The organism is Xanthomonas floridensis, assembly GCF_001642575.1.
Taxonomy (GTDB): domain Bacteria; phylum Pseudomonadota; class Gammaproteobacteria; order Xanthomonadales; family Xanthomonadaceae; genus Xanthomonas; species Xanthomonas floridensis.
The window spans coordinates 1-14,494 of record NZ_LXNG01000026.1 but is presented as its reverse complement, the minus strand read 5'-3'; the positions used below and the strand labels follow the sequence as shown (position 1 = coordinate 14,494).

At 65.1% G+C, this 14,494-nt stretch carries 15 protein-coding genes and 2 other RNA genes; 8 read left to right on the top strand and 9 right to left on the bottom strand.

The window, feature by feature from the left end; translation table 11 throughout:
* The first annotated feature begins 176 nt into the window (after positions 1 to 176).
* The 3 genes from A7D17_RS15520 (at position 177) to A7D17_RS15510 (ending at position 2,846) form a co-directional block, all read left to right on the top strand.
* On the top strand, positions 177 to 770 hold the full coding sequence (locus A7D17_RS15520) for a TetR/AcrR family transcriptional regulator (RefSeq protein WP_239692223.1): 594 nt from the start codon (positions 177 to 179) through the stop codon (positions 768 to 770).
* 179 nt (positions 771 to 949) lie between these two features.
* Positions 950 to 1,789, top strand: coding sequence for an oxidoreductase (locus tag A7D17_RS15515; protein ID WP_239692222.1), 840 nt, complete (start codon positions 950 to 952; stop codon positions 1,787 to 1,789).
* A gap of 58 nt (positions 1,790 to 1,847) precedes the next feature.
* A complete protein-coding gene (locus tag A7D17_RS15510) occupies positions 1,848 to 2,846 on the top strand; it encodes an NADP-dependent oxidoreductase (RefSeq protein WP_064509914.1) in 999 nt (332 codons plus the stop codon).
* Between the two features lie 378 nt (positions 2,847 to 3,224).
* On the opposite strand, the gene A7D17_RS15505 is transcribed toward A7D17_RS15510, so the two are convergent.
* The 5 genes from A7D17_RS15505 to A7D17_RS15485 form a co-directional block, all read right to left on the bottom strand.
* Positions 3,225 to 3,698, bottom strand: a complete 474-nt coding sequence (locus tag A7D17_RS15505) for a DUF4259 domain-containing protein (RefSeq protein WP_161946554.1) — start codon at positions 3,696 to 3,698, stop codon at positions 3,225 to 3,227.
* Between the two features lie 8 nt (positions 3,699 to 3,706).
* On the bottom strand, positions 3,707 to 4,339 hold the full coding sequence (locus A7D17_RS15500; RefSeq protein ID WP_064509913.1) for a dihydrofolate reductase family protein: 633 nt from the start codon (positions 4,337 to 4,339) through the stop codon (positions 3,707 to 3,709).
* An 89-nt stretch (positions 4,340 to 4,428) separates the two neighbouring features.
* Positions 4,429 to 4,504: non-coding RNA, sX9 sRNA (locus tag A7D17_RS15495), on the bottom strand.
* 180 nt (positions 4,505 to 4,684) lie between these two features.
* Positions 4,685 to 5,080, bottom strand: a complete 396-nt coding sequence (locus tag A7D17_RS15490; protein ID WP_064509912.1) for a hypothetical protein — start codon at positions 5,078 to 5,080, stop codon at positions 4,685 to 4,687.
* A gap of 847 nt (positions 5,081 to 5,927) precedes the next feature.
* Positions 5,928 to 6,911, bottom strand: a complete 984-nt coding sequence (locus A7D17_RS15485; RefSeq protein ID WP_064509911.1) for a quinone oxidoreductase family protein — start codon at positions 6,909 to 6,911, stop codon at positions 5,928 to 5,930.
* Positions 6,912 to 6,941: 30 nt separating this feature from the next.
* Between A7D17_RS15485 and A7D17_RS15480 the strand changes: the two genes are divergently transcribed.
* A complete protein-coding gene (locus A7D17_RS15480) occupies positions 6,942 to 7,475 on the top strand; it encodes a winged helix-turn-helix transcriptional regulator (RefSeq protein WP_239692221.1) in 534 nt (177 codons plus the stop codon).
* Positions 7,476 to 7,900: 425 nt separating this feature from the next.
* On the opposite strand, the gene A7D17_RS15475 is transcribed toward A7D17_RS15480, so the two are convergent.
* Complete coding sequence (locus A7D17_RS15475; protein WP_064509909.1) at positions 7,901 to 9,358, bottom strand: OprO/OprP family phosphate-selective porin; 1,458 nt, start codon at positions 9,356 to 9,358, stop codon at positions 7,901 to 7,903.
* Positions 9,359 to 9,939: 581 nt separating this feature from the next.
* Between A7D17_RS15475 and A7D17_RS15465 the strand changes: the two genes are divergently transcribed.
* Positions 9,940 to 10,015: non-coding RNA, sX9 sRNA (locus A7D17_RS15465), on the top strand.
* Between the two features lie 152 nt (positions 10,016 to 10,167).
* On the opposite strand, the gene A7D17_RS15460 is transcribed toward A7D17_RS15465, so the two are convergent.
* Positions 10,168 to 11,046, bottom strand: coding sequence for an SDR family oxidoreductase (locus A7D17_RS15460; protein WP_064509907.1), 879 nt, complete (start codon positions 11,044 to 11,046; stop codon positions 10,168 to 10,170).
* A 134-nt stretch (positions 11,047 to 11,180) separates the two neighbouring features.
* On the opposite strand from A7D17_RS15460, the gene A7D17_RS15455 reads away from it, so the two are divergent.
* Complete coding sequence (locus tag A7D17_RS15455; protein WP_064509906.1) at positions 11,181 to 11,609, top strand: winged helix-turn-helix transcriptional regulator; 429 nt, start codon at positions 11,181 to 11,183, stop codon at positions 11,607 to 11,609.
* 309 nt (positions 11,610 to 11,918) lie between these two features.
* Here the strand turns inward: A7D17_RS15455 and A7D17_RS15450 are convergent, their stop codons facing one another.
* Complete coding sequence (locus A7D17_RS15450; protein WP_064509905.1) at positions 11,919 to 12,341, bottom strand: methyltransferase family protein; 423 nt, start codon at positions 12,339 to 12,341, stop codon at positions 11,919 to 11,921.
* A 44-nt stretch (positions 12,342 to 12,385) separates the two neighbouring features.
* Here A7D17_RS15450 and A7D17_RS15445 point away from each other — a divergent pair, with 44 nt between their 5' ends.
* Positions 12,386 to 12,706: a hypothetical protein gene (locus A7D17_RS15445; RefSeq protein ID WP_153041968.1), complete on the top strand. Its 321-nt coding sequence runs from the start codon at positions 12,386 to 12,388 to the stop codon at positions 12,704 to 12,706.
* Positions 12,707 to 12,965: 259 nt separating this feature from the next.
* Here the strand turns inward: A7D17_RS15445 and A7D17_RS15440 are convergent, their stop codons facing one another.
* Entirely contained in the window at positions 12,966 to 13,580 is a 615-nt protein-coding gene (locus tag A7D17_RS15440; protein ID WP_064509903.1) for a TetR/AcrR family transcriptional regulator, read from the bottom strand.
* A 61-nt stretch (positions 13,581 to 13,641) separates the two neighbouring features.
* Here A7D17_RS15440 and A7D17_RS15435 point away from each other — a divergent pair, with 61 nt between their 5' ends.
* Positions 13,642 to 14,367, top strand: coding sequence for a nitroreductase family protein (locus tag A7D17_RS15435; RefSeq protein ID WP_064509902.1), 726 nt, complete (start codon positions 13,642 to 13,644; stop codon positions 14,365 to 14,367).
* Positions 14,368 to 14,494: the final 127 nt, after the last annotated feature.

Sequence of the window (14,494 nt, the reverse complement as noted above, 5' to 3'; positions counted from 1 at the left end):
ACGCGTATCGCAATGCAATCGCTTCATGGAAGCGAACGGCTGCCTCCCTTCCCTTTGTCTGCGCTGCCGAGATGCCGGCGGGTTCTGAAAGGCGGCCCTGACCCGGCGTCCTACCGCTCGTCGGACAGCAGCCGGTGCGGCTTCCATTGCGACCGACCTTATGTATGATGACCATCATGAAAAAGACCTCGCCAAGTTCCCGCGCATCGTCAGGCCGCAAGGCCGACAGCCATGCACGTATCGTCGAAGTCGCTGCGCGTGCGATCCGGCGCACCGGCTACGACGGCACCGGCGTGGCCGACATCATGAAAGAGGCCGGGCTGACCCACGGTGGCTTCTATGCGCACTTCGCATCGCGCGAGGCGTTGCTCGCCGAGGCTGCCGACCATGCCGGGGCACAGACGGTGGCCGTCTCCGCGCAGATCGCGGCCGCCGCGCCGCCGGAGCAGGCAGCGCAGGCGCTGATGCGGGCGTATCTCTCCGATGGGCACGTTGGCAACGTCGAATCCGGCTGTCTGATCGCCGCGCTGGGGTCGGAAATGCACCGGCAGGCACCGGCAGTCCGGCAGGCGGCAACGCGCCGCATCAAGGAAATGATCGACCTGGCTGCCCGCCAATCGCCGGACTGGGGAACGCCGCAGGCGCATGCGCGGGCACTGGTGACGGTGTGCGCCATGGCCGGCACCTTGATGCTGGCGCGTGCCGTGGACGATCCCGCATTGTCGGCCGCGATGCGCAAGGCGGCCCTCGACCACTTCGACGCAGCCTGAGCAACGCGCCCGCGTTCGTCCTTGGTCATAAATATGATGTTCGTAATATTTTGGATGTACAGACAGCCATCCGCCGCAGCCGCGGCTTTCCACCACCCCCCGTGCGACGGCAGCGCCTGCATGGCTTGCTTCCACACATCACCTGAGAACCGCCAGCTATGAACCGCAAGATCGCGCTCGTGACCGGAGCCTCCTCCGGCATCGGTGAAGCCACCGCCGCCCACCTGGCCCAGGCCGGCTATACCGTCTATGGCACCAGCCGCCGCGGCGGCCGCTCCACGACGCCCGGGGTGCAGATGCTGTCGCTGGATGTCACCAGCGACGCGTCGGTGACCGCCGCCATCGACACCCTGCTGCGCAAGGAAGGCCGTCTGGACCTGTTGGTCAACAATGCCGGCTTCAGCGTCGCGCCCGCCGCAGCCGAAGAGAGCTCCATCGCGCAGGCGCAGTCGGTGTTCGACACCAACTTCTTCGGCACCGTGCGCATGAGCAATGCGGTGATCGGCCAGATGCGCAAGCAAGGCGGTGGGCGCATCCTCAACATCGGTTCGGTGCTGGGGCTGGTGCCGATTCCATACACGGCGCTGTATGTGGCCAGCAAGCATGCGGTCGAAGGCTATAGCGAATCGCTGGATCACGAACTGCGCGATTGGGGTATCCGGGTCTCGGTGATCGAGCCGGCGTACACCAGGACGCCGTTCGATGCCAATTCGCTGCAGCCGGATGCGCCACTGGAGATCTACCGCGACCTGCGTACGCATCTGGCCGCGCACGTCGCTGAGGTGATGCGCAAGGCCGACGCGCCGAGCGTGGTGGCCGAGGTGGTGGTGAAAGCAGCGCAGGATCCGCAACCGAAGGCGCGCTACACCGCCGGCAAGGTGGCCTGGCAGCTGAGCCTGCTGCGTCGCCTGCTGCCCAACCGCATGCTCGGCAAGGCGCTGCGCAAGGAACTCAAGCTGGATCAGGTCGCATCGCCGGCCCGCGCCAGCGGCGCATCCGCTGCCGGAGCGCGCGCATGATGCGCAGGATCGATCGCACCGATGCCAAGATGCGCGCACGCGCCTGTGGGGAGCACGCATGAAAGCCGTCATCGTCGATCAGTACAAGACACATGGCCCGGTGCGGATCGGCGACATGCCGATGCCGCAGCTGCGCCCCAACGATGTGTTGATCAAGGTCAGCGCAGCAAGCCTCAACCCGCTGGACGCCAAGGTGCGTGATGGCGAATTCAAACTGCTGCTGCCGTTCAAGACGCCGTTCGTGCTGGGCAACGATGTGGCCGGCGTGGTGACGCAGGTCGGCACCGCGGTGCGCGACATCGCGGTCGGCGATGCGGTGTTCGCCAAGATCGAGCCGGGCCGCATCGGCACCCTGGCCGAGTACGTGGCGATCGATGCGGCAGTGGTGGCACCCAAACCGGCCAGCCTGAGCATGGAGCAGGCCGCATCGTTTCCGCTGGTCGGCCTGACCGCCTGGCAGGCACTGGTGGAAACTGCTGCGCTCAAGCCGGGGCAGAAGGTGTTGATCCATGCCGGCTCCGGTGGCGTGGGTACCATCGCGATCCAGCTGGCCAAGCATCTGGGAGCGTATGTGGCCGCCACCACCAGCACTGCCAATGTGGAGTGGGTCAAGGCGTTGGGTGCCGATCTGGTGATCGACTACACGCAGCAGGATTTCCAGGCGCTGGTGCGCGATTACGACGTGGTGCTGCATAGCCTGGATACGCCGACGCTGCTCAAGTCGCTGCAGCTGCTCAAGCCCGGCGGGAGCCTGATCTCGCTGTCCGGTCCGCCGACCCCCGCATTCGCGCAGCAGCTCGGCCTGGCGTTTCCGCTCAGGCTGGTGATGCGCCTGCTCAGCCGCAAGGTGCGTGCGCAGGCCAGGCAGCGGCAGGTCTCCTACACGTTCCTGTTCATGCGCGGCGATGGTCCGCAGCTGCGGACGTTGGCAGCGCTGCTCGACAGCGGTGCATTGCGCCCGGTGATCGACACGGTGTATCCGCTCGCGCGCACGCAAGAAGCGCTGGCGCATGTAGACACCGGTCGCGTCAAAGGCAAGGTCGTGGTGACGCTGTAGCGGCAGCGATTACGGGCTGCTGCAGCATCGGGGTAGCGATGCGGCCATGGGTTGAAGCGACAACGGGCAGCGCAGGGTGCCACCCCGTTTGCATCTGTGCTCCCTGCGTGGCTAGCCGGTGCGCCAGGCGAGTCGCGCCGCGAATCTGGCCGGAAGGAACTGCCAGGCAGCGACCGGCCACACCGCCGGCCTATCCGCCCGGATGTCATCAAGGTTCTCAGACGCGGCAACGCCCAGGTTGACCCGGCGGTCCGGATGGGCCGGCAATACCCTCCCGGCAGATGCAACAGCCGGAAGGGATCCTGGAAGGTGGCCGCCGCATCTGGCGCATCTAACGCCGCCGCCGCGCTGCGAGGCGGCCTCGGATCGCATGAAGCGTCAGGCCTGCAGCCGGGACCGCAAACCACGCACGTCCGCTTGCCAGTCGTCGAAGGCATCGGTGTCCTCCCACAACTCGCGCAACTCCGAGGTTGGTCCAAGAATGCGATCGATCGCCTGCGCGGCGTCGCTGGCCAACTGGGCGTCAGGGAGCGGCTTCACCCTGGCGATCCATTCCACGACATCCGGCTCATCCAGCGCCTCGGCTGTCGGGCGTCCCAAGGCTGCAACGATCGCTTCGATGGCCGCCAACGCAGTGGTTGCGTCGGTCGCATCCACAGCGCTATCGGCAGCAAGCACTGCTGCAACTGCCTCGCGAACGAGCGACAAGTCGCCACTCTTGGTGAGGTCACAGACCCAATCTGCGGCTGTGTCGTTTTCAAAAGAACCGATACCCCAGCACCCCATGCACGTTCTCCAGGTCGAATGGTTGGCAACAGACGCGTGGTGGCGTCCCGCCTGATGGATGAGCATGCCCCAGCTCATTGCCGCACGTAGCGTAGGTGTGTGGCCGCAGGCCCGTCAAAGACCTTGTCGATACGCAATTGTGTCCCGGGCTCGCCGAGGTGTTCGAACAGACGTCGTCCGCCGCCGAATAGGACCGGTGCCAACGCAATCTCCAGCTCGTCGACAGCGCCCAGGGTCAGATACTGCTGGATCACAGCCGCGCCACCGGCAATACGAACATCACGGCTGCCTGCCGATTCGCGAGCCAGTTCCAGCGCACGTTCCGGCCCGTCGTTGATGAAGTGGAAGGTCGTTCCGCCGGGGCGCACCCAGGGCTCGCGTTTCTCGTGGGTCAGTACGTAGACCGGTGTGTGAAACGGGGCCTCCTCTGGCCATGCAACCTCGCCTTGGTCGAACATGCGCTTGCCCATGATGTTGGCGCCGATGCGTGCGAAGGTGCTGCGGACCATGTCGTTGACCGGGCCGGTCGTACCGCCCGATGCAAGCTTGAGGACGTGCTGGCGAAAGGACTGCGATGTGATCAGCCAACCCATCATCGCGCCCCATTTGGCTCCCCAGTTCTTGTGCTCGGGGTCGTCCATGGTCATGCCCTCCGGCGCCATGTAGCCATCAAGGCTAAGGCCGATACTGACGAATACCTTGCTCATGGTTTCACCTCTCGGATGCTTGTGTATCGCCGATCGTCGGACGTCGGCCTGCGCGCGCGGCGACGCCGGCTTGAATGCGGACTTGGAGTGGCTGACAAAACGTAGCGAGCAGTCTGCAGGCGGGTGTGGACGGCGCGGAGGAATTGGAGTGTACGAGTGGTACATGCCGATTCCGAGCACCGGCCGTGCCCGCCTGGCGGCTCCGCAGTAGTTTCGTTAGCCGCTCTTGGCCCCGCGGTTGGCGGGGATGAACTGCGAACCTCACGCCCGGGCCAGGCGATCGTTGCCGCGTATTCGCGCGCCGCCGTGCCGCACCGATTCGCGCCCGTCTGCCCATGCGGCTGGTCAGGCGCGATGTGCATGCCGCTTGCGATCGGCGATCGCCAACTGCAGTAGCTCGATGACGGGTGCACTGCTGCTCGTCGAGACAGCTCGAACCTTGACATGGCGTAGTGCCTTGCCGGTCCCTTGCATGATGCCGTGCGGATCCGCAAGCGAGGTGCCATGATAGAAACCCAGGTTGACGTAGGCGTCGTGGACCGAGAGGTAGGCATAGTGCTCGGTCATCTTCCTGGGGCCAATGCCTAAGCTGATGATTTTGAGTTTTGGCCATGCAAGCTCGACAACCTCGCTGTGCAGCGAAACGATCGTGCGGCGCAACGACTCGCAAACCAGGCGCGGCTCCGCTTTTGCAATGGACAGGATGTCGTCGAACGTTGCGAGTGTCTTGGTGGTCGCCATGCTGCCTGCCGTGAAGTCCGAGCCCCGAGCAAGGCCGCACCGCGAAGCGGATCGGCCTGAATGAAGAATCAAACGGCCGTGCCATCGACCGTTGGCACAGGAGCGTTGCCGACCGCCACGACCCGCGATGCATGCGAGCATGCCACACGCACCGGTGACGCGGTTCCGACCAGGGAGCGTGGACGCGCGGCGGCGCCCAGGCAATGGACACAGCAGCGCAGGGCGAGGGCGAGCCGGGAAGAGCGTCAGGGATGAAGAGGCGGTCGCGGCCGCTTTGACAAACGATGTGGCAGAACGCACGTCGGACTTCGTTCCTGGCGCGTCGAGCGAAGACCGGCCGGTTGCGAAGACGCCGGAGGGGTACCGAAGCGACACGCCGACACACGATGCCAGGCACCGCCGACTGAGGCGCGTGCGTGTCGCTTTGAAGGCACCCGCTGCCTGCGCCGACGACACGTAGTACTCGGGTTTTCGTGGTCTGCTGCGAGGTCGCGCAACGGTGATCGTTGCACTGCAGATACATCCGGCTTGCGCACGGTATGCGTAGCCGCAGCGCGATCATCCCGCACTCGTCGCAGCGCTATCGCGCGGCGCTGCATGCGAACGTGCGTCTTTGCTTCGTCGTCATCCGCATCACCGGCAGCGACTGCCATCGACGGACGCTGTCGGTGCCGCAGGGACTGGCCGGCGCGGTGGTGATCAGCCCCTTCTTCAGTTCCATCCAGGCGCGCAATCGATGCCAGGACCGGCTGCCGCTTCGGGGAGGTCGTTTGATGCGCTGTCCATCGACTGCGACTGCGACTGCGACTGCAGCCGGTCAACGGGGCGGTCGTTGTACCTGCCGCGGTTACTCCGCCCAGGGCTCCAGCACCACTTTGCCGGTGGTCTGGCGACCTTCCAGTAGTCGGTGCGCCTGCGCGGCCTGTGCCAGCGGCAACACCGTGCCGATCTGCGGGGCCAGTTTGCCGGTCATGATGAAGCCCATGATCTCGCCCAGTACCTCCTGCATCAGCCCGGGCTGGGCCTGATAGCCGCCGATGTAGAAGCTGGTGACCGTGTGGTTTTTCAGCGTGAGCTGCCAGGGGTCGATCAATGCGGTCTTGCCGCTGGACTGGCCCAGGAACACCATGCGCCCGAACGGTGCCAGCGCCGCCAGCCCTTCGCCGACATTGTCGCCGCCGGCACTTTCCAGGACGACATCCACGCCGCGTCCATCGGTCAGCGCCAGCACCTGCTCGGACCAGCCGGGTGCGGTGTAGTCCACCGAGGCATCGGCGCCCAGGCGTTCGGCCAGTGCGCGTTTTTCCGGCGAACTGGCCGCAGCGATGACCTTGCCGGCGCCATACAGCTTGGCCAGTTGCACCGCGAACGAACCCACGCCGCCGGCCGCCGCTTCGATCAACACCGTCTCGCCCGGTGCCAGCCGCGCGGCATGCCGCAACGCGATGCCGGCAGTGAGCCCGTGCGCGACCACTGCGGCGGCCTGCACCGCGCTCACGCCGGGAGGCAGCGGCACCACCAGCGCGGCGGGGAAGGCGATGTACTGCGCGTAGCCGCCCACGCCCGGCGTGGCCAGCACCGCCATGCCCACGTCCAGTCCAGCGACGCCTTCACCGAGCGCGGCGATCGTGCCGGCTACCTCGCTCCCGAGGGTGTACGGCAGTGGCGACGCCTCGATGTAATCGCCGCGCCGACGCATGACGTCGGCAAAGTTCAGGCCGACCGCTTCGATCTTGATCAGCACTTCGCCATTGCCGGGCTGCGGCTGCGGAACGTCTTCGTAGATCAGCACGTCGGCGCCGCCGTGCTGGTGAAACCGTACTGCTTTCATGATGCATGTCTCGCTGGGTGAGGTAGCCAGGTGGCCGGAGGCGTCTGCCGCAAACAGGTGTCGGCAGGCGATGCTGTCCCGGTCGCAAGGCTGTGCAGGCGATGGTCGCGGGACACTTCACAAGGTATATTCGGTAAACCTGATGTCAATCAGGCACCACTCATCCACCAGGTATCCCGCGAGACACTTGCAATGAACACAGCGATGCCGCAGCCCGCCTTCAGATTCGACTGCCCGGGCCGCGAGACGTTGGAGCAACTGGCGGACAAATGGTCGGTGATGGTGCTGGCCTGCCTGCTGGTGACGCCGCTGCGCTTCAATGCCATCAAGCGCAATCTCGAAGGCGTTTCGCAAAAGGCCTTGACCCAGTGCCTGCGTCGGCTGGAGCGCAACGGCATCATCGCGCGCACGGTCATCGTGCGCTCGCCGATTGCGGTGGAATACCGCATCACTCCGCTCGGCCTGCGTCTGAAAGAACCAATTCAATTGCTATGCGCCTGGACGCTCGACAATCAGCGTGCCATCGCCAAAGCGCGGGAAACCTTCGACCGCGAAACCGCGTAGGCGCTGATGCAGCGATCTGCGACAGGGCGTGGCTGCGTTGCGATGTGCACCTCAGTGGCAGACAGGCACGCCGCGATACTGGACGGCAGGGCATCGCAGCGCATGCAATGGCGCACTATCGCGCTTGCACCAGCCTCGCAGGCACGGACAACCGCAAGGTAATGCGATGCTGACACCGTGTCATGGACATGTCATTGCCGCACGAAGGGGTGCGCAGCCAGATGCCTTAATGTGCAGCAACCGCCACTGACCTTGACGTTGTGCAGCATTGCACTGCATGCCGTACCACCACATCTGCACCACAACTCGCAGCGTCGCAACGCAAACGCCCCGCAGAGAGCGGGGCGTTTGCAGTACCGGCACGGCAGCGTTGCAGCATGTCCAACGTTGATCTGGAGCGTGCGGCGCAGGCCGCGTGAACTGCCTCAGTAGTTGACCTGCAACTGCAACCGCAGCAGATCGCCTTCCACCACCGGATACGGCGCAGTGGTGACATCGGTGCGCTTCATCTTCGAATACGCAAACACCAGTTCCAGCGCATCCATCGGCTGCCATTCGACACCGGCTTCCACTTCGTCCAGGCGCATGCGCGGTGCATTGGTGTCGAACTTGGAGCCGCCGCGGTAGGTTTGCCATTTCAGGTACGGCAGCAGGGTGCCGTAATTGAAATCGTGCTTGAACATCGCCTGCACATAACCGCCACTCAACGAGCGGGTACGGATACGGCGCTGCGCCACATCCAGCTCCGGGCCGCGGCCCACCGTCCACTCGGCCTGCAGGCCGAATGGCTGCGGGTAGTAGATGACGTGCGCGGCCACGCGCTGATCGGTATAGCCGTTCGGGTCGGTGATGGCCGGGGTGAAGCTGCGGCCGCCGATGTTCACCGCCGCCGCAGTTGGTACGAAGCGCCCGCTGTAGGCATCGGCGCCCACTTCCAGGTACTGGCCATTGGCGAACTTGAACGGGTAGGTGGCATGCACCACCGCATGCATGCCGTCGTTACGCTCGGCACGGTTGGCGCCCTGGCCGTTGTAAACGCCCGCGCCCAATACACCGTAATCGCCGGAGCCCTTCAGGCCGGACTTGACCAGGTCCTGGAAGCGTCCCTTGGCCACGGTGGGGCTGTAGTAGAACACCGCACCGATATCGCGCTCGTCGCGCAGGCCGGAGTTGAGCGCATCGGCGCGATCCAGGGTGAGGCGGTTCTGGCTGGACTGCAGGTTTTCCCAGCCATACGGCATCTTCGACTGGCCCACGCGCACGCGATACTCGCGCTTCTTGTCGAAGAAGATGTCGGCGTACGCATCGCGCAGCTGCGCGAAGTTGGAAGTGGTGGAACCGGTCGGCGTGCTCGCAAAATCCGGCTGGAAATACAGCGACACGTGCTCGTTGAGGTCGCCGCTCAGCACCAGGCGCGCACGCCGGATGCCAAGGCTCTGGTCGTTGCCGATGAAGCGGTCGCCCGGCGCGCGCAGGTCCTGCGCATCGCCGCCGATGCCCTGGTTGTAGCGGATCTGGGTGTAGCCACGCAGGCTCAGCTTGTCGTACCACTTCTTGCCGGCGTCGGCCGACTTGGCCGGTGCAGGCGCAGCTGCCGCTGCGGGAGCAGGAGCGGCCTGAGCGATGGCGGTATCGGCCGGCGGCGTGGCCCCCGGCGCCGGTGGCAGTGGTTGAGCGGGTGCGGCGGGCATCGCCGATGCCGGCAGCTTGCCGTTTTCGTCCACCTGCACGAATTTACCAAGCTTGTCGCGGCCCGGCGCGGGCTCGGCGAAGATCTGCTTGGTCTTGCGGTCGACGTACAGCTCCAGCTCAGCGGCCAGCGTGCTGCCGCTGGCGGTCGCGCTCAGGGCGCACAGGACGGTGGCGAGATTGCGTTTTTTCATGGATCCGGCTCGTACAAGGGAAATCGGGGTCGGTGGAGCGATCGGACCGGTGCGCCAGCGGGCTGCAGACACGGCAATGGACCTTCCATCAAGATGCCCGGTCGTCCCTGACGGCGCGGCAATGGCAGCAGTTATATTTAGATTTGATGTCAGTTTGGTGACACTGGCGGCGTGTCCCTTGCGCTGCTTGTGTCAGCAGCGTGTCCGCACGGTGTCAGTTATGCGACCGGCGCAAGACGCGCCCCGCGCAAGCTGGAGCATCGGCGCAAGGCAGCATTGCCGCCATCAGGGCGGGAAGGTCCCGGCCCGTGCGTGATCACGCTGGCGCAGTGCTCGCGAGCGACAGGTGCAGCGGTGGCCGCAGGCTCCCGGACACCAGCGCGCCCTCCTGTGTGTTGGCCGACCAGCTGCACAGGGCCACGGCGCACCACATGGCGGTCAGTGAGCTTGACCACGTCGATCAATGGATCGCCAGTGTCGTCAGCACGCGGAGTGAGGCCACCGCCGGCGCGGCGGCCAAGAGCGGCTACTGAACCTATTTCGCTCACCGCCAGGCCGGCGCGGCCGATGCTCGGAGCGACATGTGCTCCTCGTCCGTTTCGGTTCGTCCACGCCGTCTACCCCAACCTGACGACCGCTCCCTACGTTGTGGTAGCCACGCGTAAGCCGGCGACCGTGCGGGCCAGCGTTCGGGCATCCCGCCGGAAGCAGGTCGGCACCCGCTTCCGGTCATGGGGTACGGGCGATCACGTAGCGGAATGCTCACCCAGGAAGCGACGGCCGAATTTGGCGGCCGCCGACGCGCCTGCTCAGTGCGCCGCCAGCGCCGCCGCCACCGTCTCGCGCAAGGGCGTGGTCGGCCGCCCGATCAGCCGGCTCAGCGTGTGGCTGTCATCGAACAGGCTGCCGCCGCGCGAGGACGCCGAGCACTGCGCCAGCACTTGCGCAAACCCGGCCGGCACGCCCAGCTGCACCAGCGCCGCGGCGTAGTCGGCCTCGGGAAGGTCGTGATAGACCACCGGCTTGCCCGACTGCCGCGACACTTCTGCCGCGTACTCGGCCATGGTGAAGGCGGTATCGCCTGCCAGTTCATAGACCTGCCCGGCCTGCGGCGCGTCCGACGCCAGCACTGCCGCCGCTGCCGCCGCGTAGTCCGCGCGCGTGGCCGCACTGATCTTGCCCTCGCCGGAGCTGCCCATTGCCCCACCGTGCTGCACCTCGGCCGCAATCGCGCCGGTGTAGTTCTCGGTGTACCAGCCGTTGCGCAGCAGCGCATGCGGCACGCCGCTGTCGCGCAGCAGGGCCTCGGTGGCCACATGCTCTTCGGCCAGCGACAGCGTGCTGGTCTCGGCATGCAGGATGCTGGTGTAGGCGAGCAGTTCGACCCCGGCGCGCTTGGCGGTTTCGATCACATTGCGATGCTGCGGCACGCGTGCGCCAACGGCATTGGACGACACCAGTAGCACCCGGCCGACTCCGGCAAACGCCTGGTCCAGGCTGTGCGGGTCGGCGTAGTCGGCCTGACGCACGGTGATGTCGCGTTTTGCGAACCCGGCGAGTGACGCCGTATCACGGGCCGTTGCTACGATGCGGCTGGCAGGCACATGGTTCAGCAATGCGTCGACGACCAGCGCGCCCAGCTGCCCGCTGGCGCCGGTGACAAGGATCAGGGGGGAGGCATGTGCCATGTCGTGCTCCAATAGGTTTAGAGAAGAGGTTTGGTCTAGTATCTAGACCTTGTGGTCAGCGAGCCTATTGTCAGGACCGCCCGGTCCTTCGCAAGAAGGCAGTTTTACTCCCCCTGGTTACCGTGAGATACCCCGTGAATGCGATTGCCTTGTTCCCGCCGCCGCCTTCCCTGGAAGGTCCCTTCGACGCCACCAAGTGCCCCGTGCGCGATGTGCTGGACCAGATCGGCGACAAGTGGACCTTGCTGATCCTGTTGACGCTGATCCCCGGTCCGTCCCGCTTCAGCGCCATCCAGCGCGCCGTGCCGGACATCTCCAAGCGGATGCTGACCCAGACCCTGCGTAACCTTGAGCGCAACGGCATGATCACTCGCAAGGTCTACGCCACCAAGCCGCCCAGCGTGGAGTACGCGCTCTCCAAGCTCGGTGTCGCGCTGCTGGGCCCGGTGTCGCAACTGCTGAACTGGGCCGGCGAACACCACGCCAGCATCCGTGCCGCCCGCGAGCGATTCGATCGCGCCCAGACCGCCGGCCTGACCGAAGCCAACGACGCGATCGCCTGAGTCGGCTGCATCGCCGCATGGACTGCTGCAGCATGCAGGTGCGTGCCTGGCGGCCTAGCCGAGCGCGGCGTCAGGCAGACGCGTGGCATGGGTGTGCGCGTCATCCCGTCTGGCAAGGGGCGTGGGCGCGGCCATGCGTTGATGGCAGTGCGCGCTCGCCAGCCGCGCCTGCCCGCTCTATCGGTGCTAGCGCGCCGCGCTCGGCGGGCGATGCGTTGGCGAATTTCGCTACGTCGTTGGCGCCGGGAATTGCCTGTCACCCCTCAAAGTTGGCCGACCATTACTGGTTGGCAGTGTCGGAAATCTCGATCACAGCCAGCTGCGCGTCTGCCAGCAATAGCTTGCGTAAGTCTCGGTGAACCGCCCGGCCAGCGCCCGTTCCTCAGGCCTGATCTGGAACCGGCTCACATAGCTCACGTACAACGGCACGGCCATCAGCGCGAGTGCGTGCTGCAGATAACACGCCCATGCCAGCAACAGGAGCGCGTGTCCCAGATACATCGGATTGCGCGTGTAGCGATAGATCCCGTGCGTCACCAATTGCGTGGTCCGCGCCGGATGCAGCGGGTTGACGGTCGTACCTGCGCGCCTGAAAACCCTTTTGGGCAGACCATTAAGGGCCAGGCCGGCGCAGGCCAGCGCAGCAGCAATCGCCGGATGCACTGGCAGGCCGGGGAACGCCGCAGGCGCGGCGCGCGCAAGTGCGTAGGCACCCACGGCCAGCAGCAGCATCACCACAGGCGGTGGAATCCTGGTTTCAAGTCATTGCATTGCAGATGTTCACTCAGCGCGGCATCCGGCGTTTCAGTCCTGGTGCCGGGCAACGCATTGCCGATCGAATGGGTGCCGGGCGCAAGACCATGCCCGGCATCGCCTGGCTGCCCTATCGCCGCCCGGAGCGGCGCCAGGACACCCAGATCCAGCCGACACCAGCGGCGCAAAGGCTGGTGACCGTCCCGACCCGTATCCAGTGGGTGCCGACCATCGGAGCGAGCGCTGCGCCCAGTGCCAACCCGATCAACGCGAGTGCGGCCACCTTGCGGCGGTCTGCCAACTCGCTGGCTGTCTTCGCCTGTCTCACGCGGAGCGCTTCCTAATCTGCAGGATCCCTGTGCAACACTGCCTGCGCAATCGCATCTGCCTGAGAGGGTGTCATCGCTGGCTGCGTCCCAATGAAAAGTGGTTCGAGGTGGGTTGTCGAGCTTGCCAAGGACGTTGCCTGCTCACAAGACTGCAGCGACGTATAGACGGTCCGGCCGACGCTCGGGGTGCAGCCAGCAGCATTGCTGGTGGCAGGTTCGGTAGGCGTCCCTGTGTTGGGCAATCAGATCAAGCTGGCAATGTCCTCAAGGAAGGCTAACCTGCAGGACGATCCAAAAACGCATTGAACAAGGTCACCAATTCCTCCGCAAAGTGTGGGTCGTCCAGCAGGGCAGGGCGCTCGGCAGTGACCGTATGAATGATTGCATGCGCAGACATGCTCACCATGCAAATCGCCAGGTCCGGATCCGGCACGTTGCGCATCAATGGCCTGATGGCCTCCATGAAATGGTCGCGCAGCGGCTGGTTGTCATGCTCTGCCAATCGAGCAGTGCGCGGCAGCTCATCGTGGATCGCTCGATGCAAGGCCGGCGCGATGCGGTGCTCGTCGATCAGCAGCCTGACCAGGGTCACGAGCACCTCGCGTAGCGCTGGCTGCTCGGGCAGATTCATCAGGATCTCGCGTAGGTCCGCATGGGTGTGGTTGGCATGCCGGCGCTGCAGCTCGGCAATGATCGCTTGCTTGTTCGGGAAGAACTGATACAGCGATGCAATGTTAACGCCGGCGCGCTCTGCGATCGCATTGGTGGTCAGCCCGTCCCAGCCAACCTTGGTCAAAATGTAAGTCGCGGCCTGGACGATCGCGTCCACCGTGGCTCTGGAGCGCGCCTGCGCGGGAATCTTCCTGGGTTTCAGGGCGGTCTTCTTCATGGCGAGCAGCGCACCGGAATGTGAGTTTTCGAAAGCCAAGCATCAACTTACGATTTACTCCATGAACACACAGCTGCCGCGTCATTGGGACGCCTTCCAGGCCGCGAATCGCTTTCGCAGGGCGATCCGCAAGTTTCAACCAGAACCCATCCCGGAGCACGATATCCAGGCCATACTTCAAGAAGCCTCGCTCGCACCATCCAGCGGCAATCTTCAGCCCTATCAGCTCCACTGGATCCGCACACCGACCATGAAGAAAAAGCTGGCAGCGGCCTGCAATGGGCAGAAAGCCGCAGCTTCGGCCGCCGACTTCGTGGTGGTGGTGGCCAGTCCTGCGCTGGGCAGGCGCACGATCGCCGCACAGCACGCCTATGTCGAAAGCGCATCCGAACTACCCGCCGAATCCAAAGCCTACTATCGCAAGCAATTGGGAATGTTCCAGAAGATCCTCGGCCTGGGCTCGTCGATCCTGTGGTCCCCGCTGCTGCTCCTGGTTACGGCACTACGTCCCAGCCTGTCGTTGCTGCCCATCGGCCACACAGGTAGCCGCCACTGGGCAGCGCGCAATGCCATCTTCGCTGCGCAGACACTGATGCTCGCCGCTGCCGCGAAAGGCATCGACTCCTGCCCGATGGAGGGGTTCTCGGCCAGCCAGGTCGCCAGGCTGTTGGGACTACCCAGAGGCGCAGTCATCCCCCTGGTCATTGCGCTGGGCTACCGTGCGGACGATGCAAGAATCGAACACCGCTGGCGACTTGCCGCAAGCGACTCGGTGATTCTGCATTAAGGAAGGTCTGAACAACTCCATCTGATACTGCCACAATGGATCAACGAACCGAGCGGACGATCTCGATGCAGCTGAGCTTTGGCGACGCGGAGTACAACGGCAAGCGCAAGCAGACACGGCGCGAGGT

Bases quoted from the DNA above. Each gene is read 5' to 3' on its own strand.
- A7D17_RS15520 (WP_239692223.1), top strand. From the start codon at position 177: ATGAAAAAGACCTCGCCAAGTTCCCGCGCATCGTCAGGCCGCAAGGCC.
- A7D17_RS15510 (WP_064509914.1), top strand. From the start codon at position 1,848: ATGAAAGCCGTCATCGTCGATCAGTACAAGACACATGGCCCGGTGCGG.
- A7D17_RS15505 (WP_161946554.1), bottom strand. From the start codon at position 3,698: ATGCTCATCCATCAGGCGGGACGCCACCACGCGTCTGTTGCCAACCAT.
- A7D17_RS15500 (WP_064509913.1), bottom strand. From the start codon at position 4,339: ATGAGCAAGGTATTCGTCAGTATCGGCCTTAGCCTTGATGGCTACATG.
- A7D17_RS15490 (WP_064509912.1), bottom strand. From the start codon at position 5,080: ATGGCGACCACCAAGACACTCGCAACGTTCGACGACATCCTGTCCATT.
- A7D17_RS15485 (WP_064509911.1), bottom strand. From the start codon at position 6,911: ATGAAAGCAGTACGGTTTCACCAGCACGGCGGCGCCGACGTGCTGATC.
- A7D17_RS15475 (WP_064509909.1), bottom strand. From the start codon at position 9,358: ATGAAAAAACGCAATCTCGCCACCGTCCTGTGCGCCCTGAGCGCGACC.
- A7D17_RS15460 (WP_064509907.1), bottom strand. From the start codon at position 11,046: ATGGCACATGCCTCCCCCCTGATCCTTGTCACCGGCGCCAGCGGGCAG.
- A7D17_RS15450 (WP_064509905.1), bottom strand. From the start codon at position 12,341: ATGCTGCTGCTGGCCGTGGGTGCCTACGCACTTGCGCGCGCCGCGCCT.
- A7D17_RS15445 (WP_153041968.1), top strand. From the start codon at position 12,386: ATGTTCACTCAGCGCGGCATCCGGCGTTTCAGTCCTGGTGCCGGGCAA.
- A7D17_RS15440 (WP_064509903.1), bottom strand. From the start codon at position 13,580: ATGAAGAAGACCGCCCTGAAACCCAGGAAGATTCCCGCGCAGGCGCGC.
- A7D17_RS15435 (WP_064509902.1), top strand. From the start codon at position 13,642: ATGAACACACAGCTGCCGCGTCATTGGGACGCCTTCCAGGCCGCGAAT.